Raw genomic sequence first — 22,876 nt, forward strand, 5'->3', positions numbered from 1 at the left:
ATTCCATTGGTCCATTTACATAACGCCATATTAACATGACTGTTCAGGATTCAGCGGGCGGAAGCGAATAAGAAAAGCGGTGATTAACATTGTTAAAACCGGTTAAAAAAAGCGGTCCGAATCTTTTTACCGGCGAAGCGGCCTTTATTAAAGAAACCACTATTAATACATTTAAGTTCAACAGGATAGAATGTGATTACCAGTGGGTTTCATTTTGGAACCGAAGCGTGAAAAATGTAATGAAAATGATGCTTTTTGTGAGCTAAACGGGCAATCTACGAGAAGTTTTTCACAAAAGTGTTAACGTGCTACAATTGCATTTGATATAAGTCAACGAAGCGTTGTTTTTATGCTTATCGGTTGTAGTTGGTGCTGTTAGGTTGCTGTTAATGCAGTTAGGATATGCGCCATTATCATTCTCGCCTGGGGCATGCAATTTTCATCCTGACTGGCTGAGCTAATACTGTTGTTGACGTTGATAGATGGCTTATCAAAATATGATTTCGTACAACGGTTCAGCGCGGCCCGCTGCTCTCGATGATGGAGAACGCCATACCGCTGTACGCCCTGTTTTCAATTTGTTGGCAAATTTTAGGTAGCTAAACATGCAGACCCCGCACATTCTTATCGTTGAAGACGAACTGGTCACGCGTAACACCCTCAAGAGCATCTTCGAGGCAGAAGGTTATGTGGTGTATGAGGCGACTGATGGTGCAGAAATGCATCAGGTGCTGACCGACAATGACGTTAACCTGGTGATCATGGACATCAACCTGCCGGGTAAAAACGGCCTGCTGCTGGCCCGTGAACTGCGCGAACAGGCCAATGTCGCCCTGATGTTCCTGACCGGCCGTGACAACGAAGTTGATAAAATTCTCGGTCTGGAAATTGGCGCTGACGACTACATCACCAAACCGTTCAATCCGCGTGAGCTGACGATTCGTGCCCGTAATCTGCTGTCGCGCACCATGAATCTCGCCATGCCGGGCGAAGAGCGCCGTCAGGTTGAGAGTTACAAATTCAATGGCTGGGAGCTGGATATCAACAGCCGCTCACTGATCAACCCGAACGGCGAGCACTATAAACTGCCACGCAGTGAGTTCCGCGCCATGCTGCACTTCTGCGAAAATCCGGGCAAGATTCAGACCCGTGCCGATCTGCTGAAAAAAATGACCGGCCGTGACCTCAAGCCGCACGACCGCACCGTGGATGTGACCATCCGTCGTATTCGTAAGCATTTCGAATCGACGCCGGACACGCCTGAAATCATCGCCACCATCCATGGCGAAGGTTACCGCTTCTGCGGCGACCTGCATGAGTAAGCTGCGGTAAGCCTGAAAAAAAACGCCCCTGCGGGCGTTTTTTTTATGCTCAGTGCCACGGCATAATCGGCACGGCGCTGATCGCATTCTTCGGTGAACCATCGACGACTTTATCGGAGTAGGTCAGATAGACCAGGGCGTTACGCTTTTTATCGAAGAAGCGCACCACCTGCAGCTTTTTGAAGATCAGCGAGGTACGCTGGCGGAAGACCACCTCCCCCTCCGCTTTGCCCTGCGCGATTTTCTCACTCAGCTCCACTGGCCCAATCTGCTGGCACGAAATCGCCGCATCGGAGGTATCTTCAGCCAGTCCCAGCCCGCCTTTAATCCCACCGGTCTTCGCCCGGCTGATATAGCAGGTTACATTTTTAACATCCGGATCGTCGAAGGCTTCAACGACAATCTTGTGGTCAGGCCCGAATATCTTAAACACCGTGTCGACAGAGCCGATCTGTTCGGCGAGCAGCGGGCTGGAAAAGGTCAGTGCGGTCAGCGCAGCGAGGATAAGACGAGGTCTTGTCATGGGGTTACCATTGCAAATTGAATAGATGAACATGTAATGTACTGTCAATCGATATAATGACAAAACCAAAACGGGTTATGCCCGCACTGATTTAGCACAATCTTCCCCGGAAAACGGCCCACGTCTTTTGAGCAATGAGTGCTAATATTCTTCGATGCATTTAGCTGCACCACCAGAGTATGAGGATGTTTTATGGACCAAGCCGGTATCATTCGCGATTTGCTTGTCTGGCTGGAGAGCCATCTGGATCAACCCCTTTCACTGGACAACGTTGCCCAGAAAGCCGGTTACTCTAAATGGCACTTACAAAGGATGTTTAAAGACGTGACCGGACATGCGATCGGCGCCTATATCCGGGCGCGTCGCCTGTCTAAAGCGGCGGTGGCGCTGCGCCTGACCAGCCGTCCGATTCTGGACATCGCACTGCAGTATCGTTTTGATTCACAACAGACTTTTACCCGCGCCTTCAAGAAGCAGTTTGCGCAGACGCCGGCCTGGTATCGTCGCGCTTCCGACTGGAATTCCTTCGGTATTCGTCCCCCTATCCGTCTGGACAATGAGACGCAGCCGGAACCGACCTTCGTCACCCTGCCGGAAACGGTGCTGGTGGGTCAGACCCAGAACTACACCTGTATTCTGGAGCAAATCTCCAGCTACCGTGACGAGATGCGGATTCACTTCTGGAAGCAGTTCCTGCTGGAAACGGATACCGTGCCGCCGGTGCTGTATGGCCTGCATCAGGTGCGCGCCAGCCAGGAAAAAGATGATGAGCAGGAGATCCTCTATACCACAGCGGTACCGGCTGACAGCGCGGGCAGCCTGCACTCCGGTCAGAACGTCATTCTGGAAGCGGGCGATTATGTGCAGTTCACCTACACCGGCCCGCGCGTCAATCTGCAGGAGTTCATCCTGCTGCTCTACGGCACCTGCATGCCGACGCTGGGGCTGACCCGCCGTCAGGGGCAGGATATTGAACGCTTCTATACCCACGGCGGTAAAAAGCGTGCCGAGCCGCCGACAGAGATCCGTTGCGAATATCTGATTCCGATTCGCCGCCAGACCCCGGTCAGCTGATATTCAGGCTGCCGTCCTCACGACGGCGGCCTGCACACCTTCAGCGCTGCAGCTCGTCGAGAGCGGGCGCATCCAGATGAGAGATATCGCCCGCCATCTCCACAATCCACCCTTCGGCCAGCCAGGCGCTCTGCTGATAATCGACCCGCGAGAGAGAGCAGTTTCGCAGACGCAGCCGGCGTTCGGCCCAGGCGGGCAGACCGAGAATGGTGCTGACCAGCGATCCTAGCGCCATACCGTGACTCACCAGCAGCGGACGGCTCCCGGCCGGCAGGTCGAGACAGGCATTCAGCGCGGCGTGCATGCGCGCTGCCAGTTCGGACATGGACTCCCCTTCCGGGATGCGCCCGCCTTCGGTGCCGTTCACCAGCGTGGCACGCCACTGCTCTTCTTCGGCGGTTAAGCCATCCAGCGGACGCTTCTCCAGCACGCCCATATTGAGCTCCCGCAGGCGCGGATCGAGCGTCACCGTGCAACCACAGGCATCCGCGATAATCTCTGCGGTGCGGCGCGTACGGCCCAGATCGCTGGTAATAACGTGGGTAATACCCAGATGTTTCACGCGTTCACTCACCTGATGCGCCTGCTGTTCACCTTTTTCCGTCAGCGGACTGTCGGACTGCCCCTGAATGCGACGTTCCGCATTCCAAACCGTTTCACCGTGACGAACAAGATAGACCTGTAACATAGTAGTTTCCGTTATACTGCGACCAGAATCGCCTTAGAGCCTGTCTGTAGCCTGATGGGTCAGGCGCTTAACCATCTGAGGGTTCAATTAATTATGTACCATGTTGTCGCAGCCACCACCAATCCAGCGAAGATTCACGCGATTGCGCAGGCATTCAACGACGTTTTCGGCGAGGGATCCTGCCATATTGAAGGGGTCGGGGTCGATAGTGGTGTTGGCGCCCAGCCGCTGAGCCACCTCGAAACGCGAACGGGCGCACGTCAGCGCGTAATGAATGCCCGTCAGGTACGGCCTGAAGCGACATTCTGGGTGGCGATTGAGGCGGGGATCGAAGAGGACAGCGCCTTTGCCTGTATCGTGATAGAGAATCAGAAGCAGCGCGGCGAGTCGCGGTCAGCCAGCTTCACGCTGCCGCCGGCGGTGCTGGCGGGTCTGCGCGAAGGGCGGGAGCTGGGCGAAGAGATGGCGCGATTAACCGGCATTGAAAATATCAAACATCAGGGCGGGGCTATCGGGGCGTTCACGCACGGCCTGCTCAGCCGCGCCAGCGTCTATCATCAGGCCCTGATTCTGGCGCTCTGCCCGTTTGTTCATCCGCTCTATCAGTCGTAATTACTCGCCGTCCAGATGCGCCTGCAGCCAGCGTTTCAGCTCCGGCGGCGCCTCTTTCAGACTGTTAGAGCCACGGGTGATGGTGGCGATACCCACGCCAAGTTCGTTTTTCAGCTCGCGCTGGCTCATCTCCCCCTTCATCAACTCTTCGATAATCCGCAGTCGTGTACCAAACGCTTCCCGCTCATCCGCCGTCATCATCAGTTGCATCAGCGGCAGCGCGTGACCATCGGCAAAGGCCTGCTGCATCAGCCTGACAAAGCGCTGCCAGCTATCGTCGGCCGAAGGGGTTTCGGCTGAAGGGTAATGAGAATGGGTCATGAAGAGGCTTCCGTACTCGCTAAAGAGTACGGAAGCTTAGCACAGCTAGTAACGGCGATTCCACTCACCATCTGACAGGATTTTGTCAGGCTTGCCCATGAAGTGCCGATAGTAGGCGTCATAGGCCAGCACGTTCTTCACGTAACCGCGCGTTTCAGAGAACGGAATGGTCTCGATAAACGCCACGGCGTCGAGATTACCTGCACTGGTTTTCAGCCAGCTTCGCACCCGTCCCGGACCGGCATTGTAAGCCGCAGAGGCGAAAATCCGGTTCTGGTCAAACTGCTGGTAGACATACTCCAGATACTGGGTACCAATCTGAATATTGGTTTCCGGATCGAGCAGCTGACTGCTGTTACTGTAGCCGGGGATGTCATACATCTTCACGGTGTGCGCCGCGGTGGCAGGCATGATCTGCATCAGACCACTCGCCCCGACCGGCGAGCGCGCTTTCGGGTTCCAGGCACTCTCCTGACGCGAAATCGCCATCGCATAGCTTGGCGGGATCTGCTTCACCTGGGTGTTGCGCTCGTAAACGCTCTGCCACGCCAGCGGGAACCGCTCTTTCAGACTGTCCCACATTTTGGCCGTGATCGTGGCCTGCACGCTGAGATCCCACCAGTCCTGCTCATTGGCGTAGCGCGCCAGCATCTGCTGCTGCGTATGTGTGCGGCTGCCGATCAGATTGCTCCACTCGCTGCGCGCCAGGTTATCCAGCCCCCAGTACATCAGTTCACGGACGCGCGCCAGCTCGGGGCCCTGCACCGTAGCACTGTCAGGCTTGGGTGCTTCATCAATCTGCAGCGGATAATCCACCCCCAGACGCTGAGCGGCCACCATCGGATAGAAGCCACGCGCCTGCATCAGTTTACGCAGGATCTCTTCCGCTTCCTCTTTGCGATCTTTCTCAAACAGCAGGTCAGCCTGCCAGTACTGCCACTCATCCTTCTCTTTGGCCTCCACCGGCAGACGGGCGATCCAGGTGTTCAGACCGCGTCGATCGTGCTGCGACAGCGCCAGCCGCACCCGGCGTTCCACCAGCGCGGTGGACTCACTGTTCATCACCACGGCATCGCGCCAGCGTGCCTGTTCAGCGGTCAGATCGCTGCCCATCATGCGCCAGACCACGATCTCTTTCAGCGCCTGCTCATCTTCCGGCCCCATTTTCTGCGCCCGGACCAGAATCGGGATCAGGCTGCGGGCGTTTTCCATATCCTGCCGCGCCACGCGGGTAAAGGCGTAAATCGTCGCCTGGCGGGTAAAGTCGGTGGGTCCGACGGCGCTGGCGAAGGTGCTGACCGTCAGCGGGTCCTGCTGCAGCGCCTGCACCGCGTCAGACATGGTCTGATAATCTGCCGGCAGGGTTTTCGCCAGATAGCTCACCAGGCTGTCATTACCCGCCTTCATCGCCAGACGGATACGCTCCAGGATCGTGATCGGTGAAAGCTGACCCGATGACTGCCAGACCGAGAAGAGCTTATCGCAGTCGGCAGGCAGCGCAGTGCCGCGCAGCCAGATCTGCTTCGCGCCATCAAACGCGGCCTGCTGCTGACCTGTGGCCCATTTGGCGTAGTACCAGTTGCAGCGCGCCTGCACCGGTTTCGGTTCGGTCGGGCTGAAATTCAGCACGCCCTGCCAGTCCTGCCGGTAAGCCAGCACATTGATAAAGCGGGTGCTGAGCGAGCGCGCAGGCGGCAGCGTGGGATACTGGCGAATAAAATTCTGTACGGCCAGGGCGGTCTCCTGATCGAGATCCTGTGCCAGCAGGCGATATTGCAGATAAGGATAGAGCGGATAATCCTGAAGCGTGGGCAACAGCTGCTCCACGGTAGCCATCTGATTGCTGTCCCACGCCTGTTTAATTTGTTGATAACGTTGCCGTTGTTGATCAAGCGAATCGGCCCATGCGCTGCTGGCCGTACCGACCAGGCAGATCCCTATCATCCAGTTACGCCACTTCACCACGTAAATCTCCTCTGTTGCTGGGCGCCGGCGAGTTGCCAGGCAGTCTTCATGCTAACCAGGGCATCAGACTCTTGCCATGTTCTTCACAATATTTACGCACGCGGCGGTTAAACGCACCGTCATCGTTCAGCCTGCGCGCCGTCATTGTGCAAATAATCATCAGAAAAACTTATCGCCTGTCACTTTAAGGCGTTGAATCATCAGCTTAAAAAAGTGGCACACCCTTTGCTCTGTTGAATTCCATCTTGTATACCAGCTGGAATCCTTCTTATGACTTCGACCACTGGCCTGACACTGCACGCCTGGCAACAACGCTACCAGCAGGCGCCACATCAGATTAGCGCACTGCTGAGCGCTCACCTTGCCGCCCTGGATCCCCAGGATAATGCCTGGATCATGCTGGCGACCCCGGATCAGCTGGCGGCCCAGATTGAACCGCTGCTGGCTCACTATCAGCGCGATCCCGCATCGCTGCCTCTGTTCGGCGTGCCGTTCGCGGTCAAGGACAATATCGATGTGGCAGGCTGGCCCACCAGCGCCGCCTGCCCCGCCTTTACCTATACCGCCAGCGAGGACGCGGTAGCGGTAGCCAGACTGAAAGCGGCCGGGGCCGTGGTTATCGGTAAAACCAACCTCGATCAGTTTGCCACCGGTCTGGTCGGCACACGCTCACCTTTTGGCGCGGTCAGTAACACCTTTGACCCCGATTATGTCAGCGGCGGCTCCAGCTCCGGCTCGGCGTCGGTGCTGGCGCGCGGACTGGTCGCCTTTTCCCTGGGCACCGATACCGCCGGTTCGGGCCGCGTCCCGGCCGGTTTCAACAATATCGTTGGCCTGAAGCCGACCAAAGGCTGGTTCTCTGCGCGCGGCGTCGTGCCCGCCTGCCGCCTCAATGACACGATTTCCGTGTTCGCCCTGACGGCAGAAGATGCCTGGAGCGTCGCCAGCGTGATCGGGGGCTACGATGCCGGGGACGCCTATTCGCGCGTGAATCCGCACACCGCCCCCGCCAGCCTGCCGGTTCGCCCCCGCTTTGCCGTTCCTGACACGCCGGAGTTTTTCGATGATGCCGCCGCTGAAGCCGCCTGGGATCGGGCGCTGGAGGCCCTGCAGGCGAGTGGCGCGACGCTGCACCCCATCGACTTCACGCCGTTCCGGCAGCTGGCAGAGCAGCTCTACTACGGTGCCTGGGTTGCTGAGCGCACCGTGGCGGTAGGCGGGATGCTCGATCGCCCCACCGATATGGACCCGGTGGTGCATGAGATCGTCGCCAGCGGCCTGAAATACAGCGCCGTCGATGCCTACAAAGCGGAGTATCTGCGGGCCGGGCTAACGCGCCAGATTCAGCAGACCCTGGCGCAGTTCGACGCGCTGGTGGTGCCGACCTCACCCACCATTCATACCCTCGCAGAGATGAAGCAGGAGCCGATTCACTACAACTCACAGTTTGGCACCTACACCAACTTTACCAACCTCGCTGACCTCGCCGCGCTGGCGCTGCCTGCGCCGTTCCGCAATGACGATCTCCCGGCGGGTATCACGCTGATTGCGCCCGCCTGGCACGACCGGGCGCTGGCTGAATTTGGCATCCGCTGGCAGCGCCAGCTGGCGCTGCCGCTGGGGGCAACTGGCCTGCCCTGCCCGCCGCCCGTCGCTCTCCCCGTCTCCCCCGATCATGTCCGGCTGGCGGTGGTGGGGGCACACCTCACCGGCATGCCGCTGAATTTCCAGCTCACCGAGCGCAGGGCGGTATGGGTGGAAGAGACAAAGACCGCCCCTCACTACCGCCTGTTCGCCCTGCTGGACGGGGCGATTAAAAAGCCCGGCCTGATGCGGGACGAACAGGGTGCCGCCATCACGGTGGAGCTGTGGGACATTCCGCTGGCACGCTTCGGCGAATTTGTGGCGGAGATCCCCGCCCCGCTGGGTATCGGCAGCCTGACGCTGGCGGATGGGCGGATCGTCAAAGGCTTTATCTGCGAAGGCGCTGCGCTGAACAGCGCACTGGAAATCACCGAATCGGGCGGCTGGCGTAACTGGCTGACCTCACAGGGGAGTCACTGATCATGTTCACCACCGTACTGATTGCCAACCGGGGCGAGATTGCCTGCCGCGCCATTCGCACCCTGAAGCGCCTGGGCGTCAAAAGTGTCGCGGTCTACTCTGACGCGGATCGCAACGCGCAGCACGTTAAGCAGGCGGACAGCGCGATCGCCCTCGGCGGCGACAAAGCCAGTGACTCCTACCTGCGCATCGACAAAATCCTGGCGGCGGCGCAGCAGAGCGGCGCACAGGCGATCTGGCCGGGCTACGGATTTCTGTCGGAAAGCCAGGCCTTTGCCGAAGCCTGTGAGGCGGCGGGCATCGCCTTTGTCGGCCCGACCGCGCAGCAGATTGGCGAGTTCGGCCTGAAGCACCGCGCGCGTGAGCTGGCGGCCAGTGCAGGCGTACCGATGACGCCGGGCACTCCGCTGCTCGCCTCGCTGGAGGAGGCGATTCAGGCTGCCGACGAGATTGGCTACCCGGTGATGCTGAAAAGCACCGCCGGTGGGGGTGGCATTGGCCTGACGCGCTGCGCCGACGCCGGCGCGCTCGCCAGCGCCTGGGAGAGCGTGCGCCGCCTTGGTGAGCAGTTCTTCAGTGATGCAGGCGTGTTTCTGGAGCGCTGCATCGATCGCGCCCGCCATATTGAGGTGCAGATTTTTGGTGACGGTAACGGCACCGTCGTCGCACTGGGTGAACGCGACTGCTCCCTGCAGCGCCGCAATCAAAAGGTGGTGGAAGAGACACCCGCGCCCGGCCTTTCGCAGGAGACGCGCGACGCCCTGCTCGCCTCGGCGGTGCGGCTTGGCAGGCAGGTGAACTACCGCAGCGCAGGCACCGTGGAGTACATCTACGACGTCAGCCAGCAGGCGTTCTATTTCCTTGAAGTGAACACCCGCCTGCAGGTTGAACATCCGGTCACCGAATGCGTCACCGGGCTCGACCTGGTGGCGTGCATGCTGCAGGTGGCGGCGGGTGATCCGGTGGAGTGGTCACGCCTGCAGCAGCCGCCTCAGGGCGCGGCGATCGAAGTGCGGCTTTACGCGGAAGATCCCCTGAAAAACTTCCAGCCCAGCCCTGGCCTGTTAACCGCGGTGAGCTTTCCTGACGGCGTGCGTGTCGACAGCGGCGTCGAAACCGGCAGTGAAGTCTCCAGCTTTTATGACCCGATGATCGCCAAGCTGATTGTGCATGCCGACAACCGTGAAGCGGCGCTGGAAAAACTGCATCACGCGCTGGATGCGACCCAGCTGTACGGTATCGCCACCAACCTCGACTATCTGCGCCAGATTACCACCAGCGAGGCGTTTCGCAGCGGCAACGTCTGGACGCGCTATCTCGACAGCGTGGTGCCTGCCGCCACCGTGGTGGAGGTGCTGCAGCCCGGCACCTTCAGTTCGGTGCAGGACTACCCCGGCCGCCTCGGCTACTGGGACATCGGGGTGCCGCCTTCCGGCCCGATGGATGACTTTGCGTTCCGGCTGGCTAACCGCATCGTCGGAAACCATGAGGCGGCGGCGGGGCTGGAGTTCACCCTGCAGGGCCCCACCCTGCGCTTCCACTGCGACGCGATTGTGGCGCTGACAGGCGCAGAATGTGACGCGCAGCTTGATGGCGAAGCGGTCAGTTACTGGCAGCCGCTGACAATAAAAGCGGGACAGACGCTGACGATGGGACGCGCCCGCCAGGGCTGCCGCAGCTATCTGGCGGTGCGCAACGGCTTTGACGTGCCGGAATATCTGGGCAGCCGCAGCACCTTTTCGCTGGGCCAGTTTGGCGGTCACGCCGGACGCACCCTGCGGGTCGCCGACATGCTGCCAATCTCACAGCCTGCGCGCGCCGCCTGCACCACACCGGCCCCGACTGGCGCGCCGCAGCCGCTTGATGCGTCGCTGATTCCGCACTACGGCAGTGAATGGCGCATCGGTGTGCTCTACGGTCCGCACGGCGCACCGGACTTTTTCACCCAGGCCGCCATCGACGAGTTCTTTGCCAGCGACTGGCAGGTGCACTACAACTCTAACCGCCTCGGCGTGCGGCTGGTCGGCCCGAAACCGACCTGGACCCGCGCCAACGGCGGTGAGGCGGGCCTGCATCCCTCCAACGTTCACGACTGTGAATATGCCATCGGTGCGGTCAACTTCACCGGCGACTTCCCGGTGATCCTGACGCACGACGGCCCGAGCCTCGGCGGCTTTGTCTGTCCGGTAACCATCGCCAGAGCCGAGTTGTGGAAAGTGGGCCAGGTCAAACCCGGCGACACCATCCGCTTCCATCCAATCAGCGCGGAGGAGGCGCTGGCGCGGGAAAACGCGCAGCGTCATCTGATTGAGACGCTGCGCCCGGAACATCCCCCGGCCTTTGCCGTGCCGTCGCTGGCTGAAACCGCTCACGGCTCCGCCACGATTCTCGCCGCCCTCGACGCCACCGACACCACCCCGAAAGTGGTCTATCGCCAGGCGGGCGACAAATATGTGCTGATTGAATATGGCGACAACGTGCTGGATCTGGCGCTGCGTCTGCGCGTGCATCTGCTGATGAATGCGCTGACGGCGCAGGCAGAACCCGGCGTCGAGGAGCTGTCGCCGGGCGTGCGCTCGCTCCAGGTGCGCTACGACAGCCGCATCATTAATCAGTCCACCCTGATGACGCTGCTGCTGGCGCTGGAGGCGACGCTGGGCGATGTCAGCACGCTGAAGGTCCCCTCCCGCGTGGTGTGGATGCCGATGGCCTTTGAGGACAGCGCCACGCTCGGTGCCGTCAGCCGCTACCAGGAGACGGTTCGCGCCAGCGCCCCCTGGCTGCCGAACAACGTGGACTTTATCCAGCGTATTAATGGTTTAAGCAGCCGGGAGGAGGTGCGCGCGACCCTGTTTGATGCCAGTTATCTGGTGCTGGGGCTGGGCGACGTCTATCTTGGCGCGCCCTGCGCTGTGCCGGTCGATCCACGCCATCGTCTGCTGAGTTCCAAATACAGTCCGGCGCGCACCTTTACCGCCGAAGGCACCGTCGGTATCGGCGGCATGTACATGTGTATCTACGGTATGGACTCGCCTGGCGGCTATCAGCTGGTGGGCCGGACGCTGCCAATCTGGAACACCTTCCTGAAAAATCCGCAGTTCGCGCCCGACGCGCCATGGCTGCTGCGCTTCTTCGATCAGGTGCGGTTTTATCCCGTCAGTGAAGAGGATCTGACCCGGCTGCGCGAAGATTTTCGCGAAGGTCGTGGCAGCCTGCGTATCGAAGAGACGCAGTTCGATTTTGCCGCCCACCAGCAGTTCCTCACCGATCACGCCGCTGAGATCGCGGCGTTCCGCCAGCGCCAGGCCGCCGCTTTTGAGCAGGAGGTGCAGCTATGGGCGCAGGAAGAGCAGAGCGCGCCGCAGGCTGAGGAGGCGCTGGCCAGCGTCAGCGAGGAGCAGGAAAACGGCGTGGCGGTGCAGGCTGACCTCAACGGCAATATCTGGAAAGTGCTGGTGCAGCCGGGCGACGCGGTCAGCGCCGGTCAGACCCTGATCATCGTGGAAGCGATGAAGATGGAGCTGGCGATTGTCGCCCCGCAGGCCGGTCGGGTCACGCGTATCGCCTGCCAGGCGGGCCGCCCGGTCAGCCCGGGCGATAACCTGCTGTGGCTGGAATAAGGAGCAGCAATGACAAGGCAACCTCAATCCCCAAAAGCGCGCCCGGAGGCGCTGGCAGAGCGGGTCTATCAGGCGCTTAAGGCCGATATCTTCGCCTTTCGCCTGATGCCGGGTGACCGCTTCAGTGAAAGCGAAATCGCCGGACGGCTGGCGGTAAGCCGCACACCGGTGCGTCAGGCGCTGTTCCGGCTGGAGCGCGAAGGCTTTGTGGAAGTGTGGTTCCGCAGCGGCTGGCAGATCCGAAACTTCGATTTCGCCTGGTTTGAATCGCTCTATGACCTGCGCACCGTGCTGGAGTGCGAGGCGGTAAAACGCCTCTGCGCCCTGCCCGCCCCGCAGTGTGCAGCCCTGTTAGCGGAGCTGAACCAGTTCTGGTGTGAGGCAGAGGCGCTCACCGAGGGGCTGGTGGTTTCGCAGCACGATGAGGCGTTTCATATGACGCTGGTGGCAGCGGCGGGCAACCCGGAGATGGCCCGCATCCATGCCGAACTCACGGAGAAGATCCGCATTATCCGGCGGCTCGACTTCACCCGCGACGACCGTATCTGCGCGACCTATCAGGAACATGCAGAGATTTTACAGGCGATTTTTCAGCAACAGACCACCGACGCGCAACGCATGCTGACCGACCATATCGCCGTCAGCAAGGCGGAAGTCAGGAAGATCACGTTGCATCGCCTGCAGCAGGCCCGGCTCCAGACCATCGAATAACACAACAACCACTCAGGGGTTCAGATGATGAAAAGACGTTCGTTGATCAAAGCTTTTGCGCTCTCCGCCACCGTTGTCAGCATGGGATTTGCCTGGAGTGCGCAGGCGGCTGACACCATCAAAGTGGGGATCATGCATTCCCTCTCCGGCACCATGGCGATTTCTGAAACGCCGCTGAAAGATGTGGCGCTGATGACCATTGATGAGATCAATGCCAAAGGGGGCGTGCTGGGCAAAAAGCTGGAGCCGGTGGTGGTAGACCCCGCCTCTAACTGGCCGCTGTTTGCCGAGAAGGCGCGGCAGCTGCTGACGCAGGACAAAGCGGCGGTGGTGTTTGGCTGCTGGACCTCAGTGTCACGCAAATCGGTGCTGCCGGTATTTGAAGAGCTGAACGGCCTGCTCTTCTATCCGGTGCAGTATGAAGGCGAAGAGATGTCGCCTAACGTCTTCTACACCGGTGCGGCGCCAAACCAGCAGGCGATCCCGGCGGTGGAGTATCTGATGAGCGAAGATGGCGGCAGCGCTAAACGCTTCTTCCTGCTGGGCACCGACTATGTCTATCCACGCACCACCAACAAGATCCTGCGCGCCTTCCTGCACAGCAAAGGCGTGGCGGACAAGGATATCGAAGAGGTCTATACGCCGTTTGGTTACAGCGACTACCAGACCATCGTGTCGAATATCAAAAAGTTTGCGGCTGGCGGCAAAACCGCGGTCGTCTCGACCATCAACGGCGACTCCAACGTGCCGTTCTACAAAGAGCTGGCCAACCAGGGGATCAAAGCCACCGACATTCCGGTGGTCGCCTTCTCGGTGGGTGAAGAGGAGCTGCGCGGCATTGATACCAAACCGCTGGTCGGCCAGTTAGCCGCCTGGAACTACTTCGAGTCGATCGACAACCCGACCAACGCGAAGTTTGTCGCGGACTACCGCGCCTACGCCAAAGCGCACAATCTGCCGAACGCCGCCACCGTGGTCACCAACGACCCGATGGAAGCGACCTATGTGGGCATCCATATGTGGGCCCAGGCGGTGGAAAAAGCGGGCACCACCGATGTCGACAAAGTGCGGGCCGCGATGGCCGGTCAGACCTTTAACGCCCCGGATGGCTTTACCCTGACCATGGACAAAACCAATCACCATCTGCACAAGCCGGTGATGATTGGCGAAGTGGAAGAGAACGGCCAGTTCAGCGTGGTGTGGCAGACCGACAAGCCGGTGCGCGCGCAGCCGTGGAGCCCGTACATTGCCGGTAACGACAAAAAGCCCGATTACCCGGTAAAAACCGCGCAGTAAGCGCGCGGCAGACAGGCAGCTTCCATCGCTGCGAAGCGGCAGCACGGCTGTTTAATCCGCCGTGCTACCTCCCCCTGACGAGGCTCTCTTTATGACTCTATGCCGCTGCTTATTCAGCCTGCTGCTGCTGATGCCGCTGCTGGCCAGCGCCGGACCGGCGGCTGACTTTGCCGCCGCCAGCCGCAGCCAGCAGGCCACCCTGCTGCAGCAATGGGCCGCCGCGCCGGACAGTCAGCGCCTGCCGCTGCTGGAAGCGCTGCACGCCGAAACGGTGGTCATCGACCAGAACAAACAGCCCTTTAGCCAGCAGGGTACACAGCTGACACCGCTGGAGGGTGCGGCCCGGCCCGCCGGTAACCTGAAAAAACTCTTTATGAACAACCGGCTGCGCGTGCTGGTCAACAATGCGCTGGCCGCCCACCAGCTGGTGAGCAGTGATGCCGCGCTGCGCCTGCGTGCCGCGCAGCAGCTGCAGAATGGGGGGGTTGCCGACCAGCTGCCGCTGCTGACGCAGCGCCTCGCCGCCGAGCAGGATAGCCGGGTTCATGCTGCCTTAGCGCTGGCGCTGGCCAACCTGCAACTGGCAGACAGCAATCCGATGGTGCGCCTGCGTGCGGTCAATCTGCTGGGCGAGTCCAGCGATCCTGACACCCAGGCCAGCCTGCAACGCCTGACTCAGCCCGCAAATGAACCGGATGCCACGGTGCGGGCTGCGGCGGCGGACAGCCTGCAACAGATTCAGCAGCGGCTGAGATGGGGCGATCTGCTGGGTCAGGCCTTCAGCGGCCTGTCGCTGGGATCGATCCTGCTGCTGGCCGCGCTGGGCCTGGCGATCACCTATGGCCTGCTCGGGGTGATCAATATGGCACACGGCGAAATGCTGATGCTCGGCGCGTACGCCACCTGGTGGGTACAGAGCCTGTTTCAGCAGTTTGCGCCGCACTACCTGGCCTGGTATCCGCTGCTGGCGCTGCCGGTCGCCTTCCTGGTCACCGCCGCCGTCGGTATGGCGCTGGAGCGCACGGTGATCCGCCATCTTTATGGCCGCCCCCTGGAGACGCTGCTCGCCACCTGGGGGATCAGCCTGATGCTGATTCAGCTGGTGCGGGTGCTGTTCGGGGCGCAAAACCTGGAGGTGGCGAACCCGTCATGGCTGTCAGGAGGATTACAGGTGCTGCCTAATCTGGTGCTGCCGTGGAACCGCATCGCGGTGATCCTGTTCGTGGTATTTGTGCTGGCGCTCACCTGGCTGCTGCTGAACCGCACCCGCCTGGGCATGAACGTGCGCGCCGTGACGCAGAATCGCGCCATGGCGGAGTGCTGCGGCGTGCCGACCGGCCGCGTCGATATGCTGGCATTCGGGCTCGGCTCCGGCATTGCCGGGCTGGGCGGCGTGGCACTGTCGCAGCTGGGCAACGTCGGCCCGGAACTGGGTCAGGGCTATATCATCGACTCGTTTCTGGTGGTGGTGCTGGGTGGCGTCGGCCAGCTGGCGGGCACCGTGGTCGCCGCCTTCAGTCTGGGCATTCTGAACAAAGTGCTGGAGCCGCAGATTGGCGCGGTCCTGGGCAAGATCCTGATTCTGGTGCTCATCGTACTGTTTATTCAGAAACGTCCACAGGGGCTGTTTGCGGTGAAAGGAAGGGTGACTGACTGATGACGCAACCTATCACGCTTCGCGTGGCGCGCACCGCCCCACGCCTGACCCTTACCCTTGGCCTGGTCATCACCCTGGCGCTGCTGCTGATGCCGTTTCTGGCGCTGCTGCCCGCCACAAATCCGCTGGCGATCTCCACTTACACTCTGACGCTGGTCGGCAAAATCCTCTGCTATGCGGTGGTCGCCGTGGCGCTGGATCTGGTGTGGGGCTACGCCGGCCTGCTGTCGCTGGGCCACGGCCTCTTCTTTGCCCTGGGCGGCTACGCCATGGGCATGTACCTGATGCGCCAGGCCGCCGGGGAAGGCTTGCCCGCCTTTATGTCCTTTCTCTCCTGGCGTGAGCTGCCCTGGTTCTGGGCCGGCACCGACTCCTTCGCGTGGGCGCTCTGTCTCAGCATGCTGGTGCCAGGCCTGCTGGCGCTGCTGTTTGGCTTCTTCGCCTTTCGCTCAAAAATCAAAGGCGTCTACTTTTCGATTATGACCCAGGCGCTGACCTACGCGGGCATGCTGCTCTTCTTCCGTAACGAAACCGGTTTTGGCGGCAACAATGGCTTTACCGGCTTTACTACCCTGCTCGGCTTTTCGGTGACGGCGACCCCGACCCGTATCGGACTGTTTGTCGCCACGGTGCTGCTGCTGCTGCTGAGCCTGACGATCGGCTTCGCCCTGGCGCGCAGCAAATTCGGCCGGGTGCTGACCGCCGTGCGGGATGCGGAGAACCGCCTGACCTTCTGCGGTTACGATCCACGCGGCTTCAAGCTGTTTGTCTGGACGCTCTCCGCGGTGCTGTGCGGTCTGGCCGGGGCGCTCTATGTGCCGCAGGTCGGCATCATCAACCCTGGCGAGATGTCCCCCGCCAACTCGATCGAAGCGGCGATCTGGGTGGCGCTGGGCGGACGCGGCACGCTGATTGGCCCGCTGCTGGGCGCAGCGATCGTTAACGGCGCACGCAGCTTCTTTACCGTCGCCTTCCCGGAATACTGGCTCTTTTTCCTGGGCCTGATGTTTATCCTGGTCACGCTGTTTCTGCCGAACGGCGTGATTGGCCTGCTGCGCCGGAGAGAAAAATGAGTGATGTCCTGTTTACCCAACCCCAGTTAGCGGATCGCCACCGGGTGCAGCGCGATCCGGTGCTGCAGCTCGATAAGATCAGCGTCTCCTTTGAAGGCTTCCGGGCGCTGACCGATCTCTCGCTGCAGATCGGCGTCGGTGAGCTGCGCTGCGTGATCGGCCCCAACGGCGCGGGCAAAACCACACTGATGGATGTGATCACCGGCAAAACCCGGCCGGATGCGGGCCGGGTGATCTACGACCAGGACAGCGATCTGACCCGTCTGTCACCGGTGGCGATCGCCCGCGCCGGGATTGGCCGTAAGTTCCAGAAACCCACGGTTTTCGAAGCGCTGACCGTGTTCGAGAATCTTGAGATCGCCCTCAGGGCCGACAAATCGGTCTGGGCCTGCCTGCGCGCCCGCCTCAACAGCGAGCAGCGGGACCGGATTGATGAGGTGCTGAAGCTGCTGCGGCTGGGCGGCGAGCGCCAGCGCCGGGCGGGTCTGCTGTCGCACGGTCAGAAGCAGTTTCTGGAGATTGGCATGCTGCTGGTGCAGGAGCCGCATCTGCTGCTGCTGGATGAACCGGCGGCGGGCATGACCGATGCGGAAACGGCCTACACCGCCGAGCTGTTTCGCAGCCTGGCGGGGAAACATTCGCTGATGGTGGTGGAGCACGACATGGGCTTTGTGGAGACCATCGCCGACCACGTTACGGTGCTGCATCAGGGGCAGGTGCTGGCGGAGGGATCGCTGCGTGAGGTGCAGGCCAACGAGCAGGTTATCGACGTTTATCTGGGGCGCTGAGATGTTACAGGTTACTGAACTGAATCAATATTATGGCGGCAGTCACATCCTGCGCGGCCTCTCGTTTGAGGTCAGGATTGGCGAAATCACCTGCCTGCTGGGGCGCAACGGCGTGGGAAAAACCACGCTGCTGAAGTGCCTGATGGGCCTGATCCCGGCGAAGTCGGGGGAGATTCACTGGCAGCAGCAGCGGATGAATGGCCGCAAACCGCATCAGCGGGTGCAGGCTGGCATCGCCTATGTGCCGCAGGGGCGGGAAATTTTTCCGCGCCTGACGGTGGAGGAGAATCTGCTGATGGGCCTGTCACGCTTTCCGGCGGCAGAGGCACGGGCCGTCCCGGAGGAGATCTATCAGCTCTTCCCGGTGCTGCAGGCGATGAAGTCACGCCGGGGCGGCGACCTCTCTGGCGGCCAGCAGCAGCAGCTGGCGATCGGCCGGGCGCTGGCCTGTCGGCCGCAGCTGCTGATCCTGGATGAGCCGACCGAAGGGATCCAGCCGTCGGTGATCAAAGAGATCGGCGCGGTGATCCGCCAGCTGGCGCAGCGAGGCGATATGGCGATCCTGCTGGTTGAGCAGTTTTATGACTTCGCGGCCGAACTGGCGGACAGCTATCTGGTGATGTCCCGCGGTGAAATTGTGCAGCGAGGCCGCGGCGACGCCATGGAGGCAGAAGGCGTGCGCGGCCTGGTGGCGATTTAACGCCCGGCTTACAGTAAGCCGGTCTCTACTGAGCAGTGGCGCGATTCCCCCGGGCCAGAGGTTTGCGGCCCTCACAGATTGCGGGTAAGATTGAGTGCCAGCCTGGCGGATGAGACGCAACTCATTCAAATCTGTGAGGTTTGTCGCGTATCGACGCCGATTCCGGCGTCCTTCCTCCGCACTGCAGGATAGGGAACAGAGAGATGACCATGGAAACCCGGCGCGATGAACGCATCCAGAAACTGACGCAGGCGCTCAAACGCACCGACAAACTCCATCTGAAAGATGCGGCCCGGCTGCTGGGCGTCTCTGAGATGACGGTTCGCCGCGATCTGACCGAGCCGGGCTCCAGCGTAGTGCTGCTGGGCGGCTATATCGTCAGCGATCCCAAAAGTCATGCCGGTCACTATTTTGTCAGCGACCAGCACGGGCAGAACGCCGCCAGAAAGCAGCGGCTGGCTCAGGTGGCCGCCAGCCTGGTCAGCGAGAACGACACGGTCTTTTTTGACTGTGGCACCACCCTGCCCTATATCATTGATGCCCTCCCCGACACGCTCTCTTTTACCGCCATCTGCTGCGCCATGAACACGTTTCTGGCTCTGAAAGAGAAACCGGCCTGTCACGTGATCCTGAGCGGCGGGGAGTTTCATGCCGACAATGCGCTCTTTACGCCGGTGGGTGTGCACACCCTTCTCGACGATCTCTGCCCGACGCTCGCCTTTATCTCTGCGGCCGGGATCGACAAAGATCAGGGCGCAACCTGCTACAACACTAACGAGCTGACGATGAAACATCATGCCATGCTGCGCGCCCGGCAGTCGGTGCTGGTGGCGGACAGCAGCAAATATGGCAAAGTGCTGCCCGCCCGCATCGGCGACCTGCAGCGCTTCGATCTGCTGGTCAGCGACAGTGCCCCCGATCAGGCCCTGCAGACCTGGCTGACGCAGCAGGCTATTCCCCTGCGTCTGCCCTGAGGCCAGAGGCCAGCCGGTCTCTGCCCGCCTTTTCATATGGCTCGCCGGTGAGCCGGACAAATCAGCGTCTTATGCCTGACCGCCCCCGGCCCGCGAATATTCGCCGCCCCCCGGCTGGGATTAAGGGGTGAAAAAGGCTAAACTTCGACATCATTCCAACGACCAACAGACCCAGAGGCTCAAACCAACGTGGCTCAATTCGTCTATAGCATGCATCGCGTCGGCAAAGTGGTTCCGCCGAAGCGACATATCCTGAAGAACATCTCGCTCAGCTTCTTCCCTGGCGCCAAAATCGGCGTACTCGGCCTGAATGGCGCGGGTAAATCGACCCTGCTGCGCATCATGGCCGGCATCGATAAAGATATTGAAGGGGAAGCGCGTCCGCAGCCAGGCATCAAGATTGGCTACCTGCCGCAGGAGCCGCAGCTCAACCCTGAACACACCGTGCGTGAGTCGATTGAAGAAGCGCTGTCGGAAGTGGTTGGCGCACTGAAACGCCTTGATGAAGTTTACGCACTCTACGCTGAAGAGGATGCTGATTTCGACAAGCTGGCCGCTGAACAGGGTCGTCTGGAAGAGATTATCCAGGCGCACGACGGCCACAACCTGAATACCCAGCTGGAACGTGCAGCCGATGCGCTGCGTCTGCCAGACTGGGATGCGAAAGTCGCGACCCTTTCCGGTGGTGAACGTCGCCGTGTTGCCCTCTGCCGCCTGCTGCTGGAAAAACCAGACATGCTGCTGCTGGACGAACCGACTAACCACCTGGATGCGGAATCTGTCGCCTGGCTGGAACGCTTCCTGCACGACTTCGAAGGCACGGTCGTCGCCATTACGCATGACCGTTACTTCCTGGATAACGTGGCAGGCTGGATCCTGGAGCTGGACCGTGGCGAAGGCATTCCATGGGAAGGCAACTACTCCTCCTGGCTGGAGCAGAAAGATGCGCGTCTGGCGCAGGAAGCCTCTTCTGAAGCTGCCCGTCGCAAGTCGATTGAGAAAGAGCTGGAGTGGGTTCGCAAAGGACCAAAAGGCCAGCAGTCTAAGGGCAAAGCCCGTCTGGCACGCTTTGAAGAGCTGAACAATACCGACTACCAGAAGCGTAACGAAACCAACGAACTGTTCATTCCACCAGGTGCCCGTCTGGGTGACAAAGTGCTGGAAGTCAGCAACCTGCGTAAGTCCTATGGCGACCGTGTGCTGATTGACGATCTCTCCTTCTCCGTGCCGAAAGGCGCGATTGTCGGGATTATCGGTCCGAACGGCGCGGGTAAATCGACGCTGTTCCGCATGATGTCCGGTCAGGAACAGCCTGATTCCGGCAGCATCGTGCTGGGCGACACCGTCAAGCTGGCCGCCGTGGATCAGTTCCGCGACAGCATGGACAACTCGAAAACCGTGTGGGAAGAAGTTTCCGGCGGTCAGGATATTATGCGCATCGGTAACACCGAGATGCCAAGCCGCGCCTATGTCGGACGCTTTAACTTTAAAGGCGTCGATCAGGGCAAACGCGTGGGCGAACTCTCAGGCGGTGAGCGTGGTCGTCTGCACCTTGCGAAGCTGTTGCAGGTTGGCGGCAACATGCTGCTGCTCGATGAACCGACGAACGACCTGGATATCGAAACCCTGCGCGCACTGGAAAACGCCCTGCTGGAGTTCCCGGGCTGTGCCATGGTGATCTCGCATGACCGCTGGTTCCTGGACCGTATCGCCACCCATATTCTGGATTATCAGGATGAGGGCAAAATTGAATTCTTCGAAGGTAACTTTACCGAATACGAAGAGTACAAGAAGCGTACCCTCGGCGCAGATGCGCTGGAGCCGAAGCGCATCAAGTACAAGCGTATGACGAAGTAATTTCTGATGTTAAAAAAGGGAAGCACTTGCTTCCCTTTTTAGATTAATAAAGCGAAGTCCATTGCTCAATAACCCCTTGATGCTCCTCGTCATTCGATTTAAATAAAATACAGTTCAATTTATTATTTTTATCAAAGCCAATTACGATATTATCTCCAGGAACGGCCAGTTCAGTTACCGGATTACTTTCATAATAAAGCCGAAACTCAGAACGAGTCCCATGCGACTCCCGTGCATCATACCAGGTAACTGAGGCATTACAGCTAACATCACTGCCTCTGAGTATGAAAGTAGTATCGATAACCTTATTTTCGTTACCCAGGATATTTTTAAGAGCTGTTACCCCATTAAACTCTCTTTGATCGTAAATTTCACTTTTGGATAAAGTTTTGATACATGCAGTCTTTAAATTTTGAGCCTTCATAAATTCCTCATCCTCTGAGAACAATAGGAAGTCTCATCATAATTAAAGCAATTAAATTTTCTGCTACAGGTATCAAATTTTAATTTAATTCCTGTCTTAATATTCAGCGATAAAAATCCCTGAACACCGGGGATTGCAGCGCGAACTCGATAAAGCGAGCCAGTGCCGGAGAGTGCAGTTTGCGCCCCGGATAGACCAGCCAGAGTTCATTTCCTTCAATCTCCCATTCCGGCAGGACGGGCACCAGACGCGGGTCCGCCATCGCGCCATCGGTCAGAAAGTGCGGCAGCAGCGTGATACCGGCATCACCCAGCGCGCATTCACGGGCGTAGAGCAGATTATCTGTGAGGTGGCCTGGCGGCAGCAGCCAGCGATAGAACTCATCATCGCGCTGCAATACCCACTCATTCCAGGCGCGATGGGCAATACAGCGGTGCGCAGAGAGTTGCTGCGGATGAACCAGCGGCGGATGCTGATCGAGATAGCCCTGCGAGGCGACCAGCAGTCGCGGGCAGTTACCGATCCGGCGGCCAATCAGCGACGACTCGTGCGGCTGACCGGTGCGCAGCGCCACATCGAACCCCTCCTGCACCAGATCGCGCATCTCATCGGAGATCGACACATCCAGCGTTACATCGGGGTAGAGGCGTAAAAATGCCGCGTTACAGCGTGCCAGCAGCGTCGCGCCGATCCCGGCCGGGCTGGTGATGCGCAGACGACCGCTGGGATTTTCACGCAGGCTGGCGATCGCCTGATCCGCGCGTTCACTCGCCTGCATCATCTCCTGACAATGCAGCAGATAGCGCTCACCGGCAAAGGTCAGATTGAGCTGGCGGGTTGTGCGGTTCAGCAACCGAATCCCTACCCGCTGCTCCAGCTGGCTGATGCGCTGACTGACGCTCGATTTCGGCAGTCCCGCCCGCTCTGCCGCGCCGGTAAAGCTGCCGCACTCCGCTACCAGCGCAAAGAGCGCCATATCCTGCCACTGCCGGAAGGCCATTGTTCACCTCAGACGAACACTCTATGAAAGATTGTCCATCTTATCACCGCTAAAACCAGGTTCTACACTTAAACCTGTTCCAGATCGTGACGCCAGTCTGCCACGGACAGCGCATCACCCGCCGGGCGGCCTCTTCACCGGCTGGCGTGCACTGCCCAGGGCCAGAATGGCAACTGACACTCTCCAGGCTTTGAGCCTGACTTAACA

The 22,876-nt window shown here is 60.0% G+C and carries 19 protein-coding genes; 13 read left to right on the forward strand and 6 right to left on the reverse strand.

Features of this window, described 5'->3' with window-relative positions; all coding sequences use genetic code 11:
- Nucleotides 1–605: 605 nt before the first annotated feature.
- The gene (arcA, locus tag OXR04_RS08755) at nt 606–1,322 is read left to right on the forward strand and encodes a two-component system response regulator ArcA (protein ID WP_009092239.1); all 717 of its coding nucleotides are present in this window, start codon (nt 606–608) and stop codon (nt 1,320–1,322) included.
- A 49-nt stretch (nt 1,323–1,371) separates the two neighbouring features.
- Here the strand turns inward: arcA and creA are convergent, their stop codons facing one another.
- Nucleotides 1,372–1,845 carry a protein CreA gene (gene creA / locus OXR04_RS08760; protein WP_009092240.1) on the reverse strand — a complete coding sequence of 158 codons (474 nt, stop codon included), beginning with the start codon at nt 1,843–1,845 and terminating at the stop codon, nt 1,372–1,374.
- Nucleotides 1,846–2,037: 192 nt separating this feature from the next.
- Between creA and robA the strand changes: the two genes are divergently transcribed.
- Nucleotides 2,038–2,919, forward strand: coding sequence for an MDR efflux pump AcrAB transcriptional activator RobA (robA, locus tag OXR04_RS08765; protein WP_009092241.1), 882 nt, complete (start codon nt 2,038–2,040; stop codon nt 2,917–2,919).
- Between the two features lie 40 nt (nt 2,920–2,959).
- Here the strand turns inward: robA and gpmB are convergent, their stop codons facing one another.
- On the reverse strand, nt 2,960–3,607 hold the full coding sequence (gene gpmB, locus OXR04_RS08770) for a 2,3-diphosphoglycerate-dependent phosphoglycerate mutase GpmB (RefSeq protein WP_154928466.1): 648 nt from the start codon (nt 3,605–3,607) through the stop codon (nt 2,960–2,962).
- Nucleotides 3,608–3,700: 93 nt separating this feature from the next.
- On the opposite strand from gpmB, the gene yjjX reads away from it, so the two are divergent.
- Nucleotides 3,701–4,219: an inosine/xanthosine triphosphatase gene (gene yjjX / locus OXR04_RS08775; RefSeq protein ID WP_267369782.1), complete on the forward strand. Its 519-nt coding sequence runs from the start codon at nt 3,701–3,703 to the stop codon at nt 4,217–4,219.
- Here yjjX and trpR read toward each other — a convergent pair whose 3' ends face one another.
- Together trpR and sltY are read right to left on the reverse strand one after the other, a co-directional pair.
- Nucleotides 4,220–4,540 carry a trp operon repressor gene (gene trpR, locus OXR04_RS08780; RefSeq protein WP_267369781.1) on the reverse strand — a complete coding sequence of 107 codons (321 nt, stop codon included), beginning with the start codon at nt 4,538–4,540 and terminating at the stop codon, nt 4,220–4,222. It lies immediately after the preceding gene.
- Between the two features lie 45 nt (nt 4,541–4,585).
- Complete coding sequence (gene sltY / locus OXR04_RS08785) at nt 4,586–6,505, reverse strand: murein transglycosylase (RefSeq protein ID WP_009092246.1); 1,920 nt, start codon at nt 6,503–6,505, stop codon at nt 4,586–4,588.
- Nucleotides 6,506–6,775: 270 nt separating this feature from the next.
- Here sltY and atzF point away from each other — a divergent pair, with 270 nt between their 5' ends.
- From atzF to ettA, 10 genes are all read left to right on the forward strand, one after another.
- On the forward strand, nt 6,776–8,569 hold the full coding sequence (gene atzF / locus OXR04_RS08790; protein ID WP_167429162.1) for an allophanate hydrolase: 1,794 nt from the start codon (nt 6,776–6,778) through the stop codon (nt 8,567–8,569).
- 2 nt (nt 8,570–8,571) lie between these two features.
- Nucleotides 8,572–12,189, forward strand: a complete 3,618-nt coding sequence (gene uca, locus OXR04_RS08795) for an urea carboxylase (protein ID WP_267369780.1) — start codon at nt 8,572–8,574, stop codon at nt 12,187–12,189.
- A gap of 9 nt (nt 12,190–12,198) precedes the next feature.
- Complete coding sequence (locus OXR04_RS08800) at nt 12,199–12,900, forward strand: GntR family transcriptional regulator (protein WP_046101179.1); 702 nt, start codon at nt 12,199–12,201, stop codon at nt 12,898–12,900.
- A 27-nt stretch (nt 12,901–12,927) separates the two neighbouring features.
- Nucleotides 12,928–14,196: an urea ABC transporter substrate-binding protein gene (urtA, locus tag OXR04_RS08805; protein WP_046101286.1), complete on the forward strand. Its 1,269-nt coding sequence runs from the start codon at nt 12,928–12,930 to the stop codon at nt 14,194–14,196.
- 91 nt (nt 14,197–14,287) lie between these two features.
- Nucleotides 14,288–15,853 (forward strand): urea ABC transporter permease subunit UrtB, encoded by a 1,566-nt coding sequence (gene urtB / locus OXR04_RS08810; RefSeq protein ID WP_265137257.1) that lies wholly within the window; start codon nt 14,288–14,290, stop codon nt 15,851–15,853.
- Nucleotides 15,853–16,926 (forward strand): urea ABC transporter permease subunit UrtC, encoded by a 1,074-nt coding sequence (gene urtC / locus OXR04_RS08815; protein ID WP_267369779.1) that lies wholly within the window; start codon nt 15,853–15,855, stop codon nt 16,924–16,926. Before urtB ends, urtC begins: the two co-directional genes overlap by 1 nt.
- Nucleotides 16,923–17,714 carry an urea ABC transporter ATP-binding protein UrtD gene (urtD, locus tag OXR04_RS08820; RefSeq protein WP_046101176.1) on the forward strand — a complete coding sequence of 264 codons (792 nt, stop codon included), beginning with the start codon at nt 16,923–16,925 and terminating at the stop codon, nt 17,712–17,714. Before urtC ends, urtD begins: the two co-directional genes overlap by 4 nt.
- Before the next feature lies 1 nt (nt 17,715).
- A complete protein-coding gene (urtE, locus tag OXR04_RS08825; RefSeq protein ID WP_009092254.1) occupies nt 17,716–18,414 on the forward strand; it encodes an urea ABC transporter ATP-binding subunit UrtE in 699 nt (232 codons plus the stop codon).
- Nucleotides 18,415–18,623: 209 nt separating this feature from the next.
- Nucleotides 18,624–19,388, forward strand: coding sequence for a DNA-binding transcriptional repressor DeoR (deoR, locus tag OXR04_RS08830; RefSeq protein WP_009092255.1), 765 nt, complete (start codon nt 18,624–18,626; stop codon nt 19,386–19,388).
- Nucleotides 19,389–19,577: 189 nt separating this feature from the next.
- Nucleotides 19,578–21,245, forward strand: coding sequence for an energy-dependent translational throttle protein EttA (ettA, locus tag OXR04_RS08835; protein ID WP_072215507.1), 1,668 nt, complete (start codon nt 19,578–19,580; stop codon nt 21,243–21,245).
- Between the two features lie 43 nt (nt 21,246–21,288).
- On the opposite strand, the gene OXR04_RS08840 is transcribed toward ettA, so the two are convergent.
- Both OXR04_RS08840 and OXR04_RS08845 read right to left on the reverse strand, forming a co-directional pair.
- The gene (locus tag OXR04_RS08840) at nt 21,289–21,669 is read right to left on the reverse strand and encodes a type II restriction endonuclease (RefSeq protein ID WP_140924186.1); all 381 of its coding nucleotides are present in this window, start codon (nt 21,667–21,669) and stop codon (nt 21,289–21,291) included.
- Between the two features lie 103 nt (nt 21,670–21,772).
- Nucleotides 21,773–22,669 (reverse strand): LysR family transcriptional regulator, encoded by an 897-nt coding sequence (locus OXR04_RS08845; protein ID WP_058957759.1) that lies wholly within the window; start codon nt 22,667–22,669, stop codon nt 21,773–21,775.
- Nucleotides 22,670–22,876: the final 207 nt, after the last annotated feature.

The organism is Pantoea sp. GM_Pan_3 (assembly GCF_026541045.1).
Classification (GTDB): Bacteria; Pseudomonadota; Gammaproteobacteria; order Enterobacterales; family Enterobacteriaceae; genus Pantoea; species Pantoea anthophila.

Bases quoted from the DNA above. Each gene is read 5' to 3' on its own strand.
- creA (WP_009092240.1), bottom strand. From the start codon at position 1,845: ATGACAAGACCTCGTCTTATCCTCGCTGCGCTGACCGCACTGACCTTT.
- uca (WP_267369780.1), top strand. From the start codon at position 8,572: ATGTTCACCACCGTACTGATTGCCAACCGGGGCGAGATTGCCTGCCGC.
- OXR04_RS08845 (WP_058957759.1), bottom strand. From the start codon at position 22,669: ATGGCCTTCCGGCAGTGGCAGGATATGGCGCTCTTTGCGCTGGTAGCG.
- yjjX (WP_267369782.1), top strand. From the start codon at position 3,701: ATGTACCATGTTGTCGCAGCCACCACCAATCCAGCGAAGATTCACGCG.
- urtD (WP_046101176.1), top strand. From the start codon at position 16,923: ATGAGTGATGTCCTGTTTACCCAACCCCAGTTAGCGGATCGCCACCGG.
- urtC (WP_267369779.1), top strand. From the start codon at position 15,853: ATGACGCAACCTATCACGCTTCGCGTGGCGCGCACCGCCCCACGCCTG.
- robA (WP_009092241.1), top strand. From the start codon at position 2,038: ATGGACCAAGCCGGTATCATTCGCGATTTGCTTGTCTGGCTGGAGAGC.
- trpR (WP_267369781.1), bottom strand. From the start codon at position 4,540: ATGACCCATTCTCATTACCCTTCAGCCGAAACCCCTTCGGCCGACGAT.
- OXR04_RS08840 (WP_140924186.1), bottom strand. From the start codon at position 21,669: ATGAAGGCTCAAAATTTAAAGACTGCATGTATCAAAACTTTATCCAAA.
- urtB (WP_265137257.1), top strand. From the start codon at position 14,288: ATGACTCTATGCCGCTGCTTATTCAGCCTGCTGCTGCTGATGCCGCTG.
- atzF (WP_167429162.1), top strand. From the start codon at position 6,776: ATGACTTCGACCACTGGCCTGACACTGCACGCCTGGCAACAACGCTAC.
- gpmB (WP_154928466.1), bottom strand. From the start codon at position 3,607: ATGTTACAGGTCTATCTTGTTCGTCACGGTGAAACGGTTTGGAATGCG.
- deoR (WP_009092255.1), top strand. From the start codon at position 18,624: ATGGAAACCCGGCGCGATGAACGCATCCAGAAACTGACGCAGGCGCTC.
- arcA (WP_009092239.1), top strand. From the start codon at position 606: ATGCAGACCCCGCACATTCTTATCGTTGAAGACGAACTGGTCACGCGT.
- urtA (WP_046101286.1), top strand. From the start codon at position 12,928: ATGAAAAGACGTTCGTTGATCAAAGCTTTTGCGCTCTCCGCCACCGTT.
- urtE (WP_009092254.1), top strand. From the start codon at position 17,716: ATGTTACAGGTTACTGAACTGAATCAATATTATGGCGGCAGTCACATC.
- OXR04_RS08800 (WP_046101179.1), top strand. From the start codon at position 12,199: ATGACAAGGCAACCTCAATCCCCAAAAGCGCGCCCGGAGGCGCTGGCA.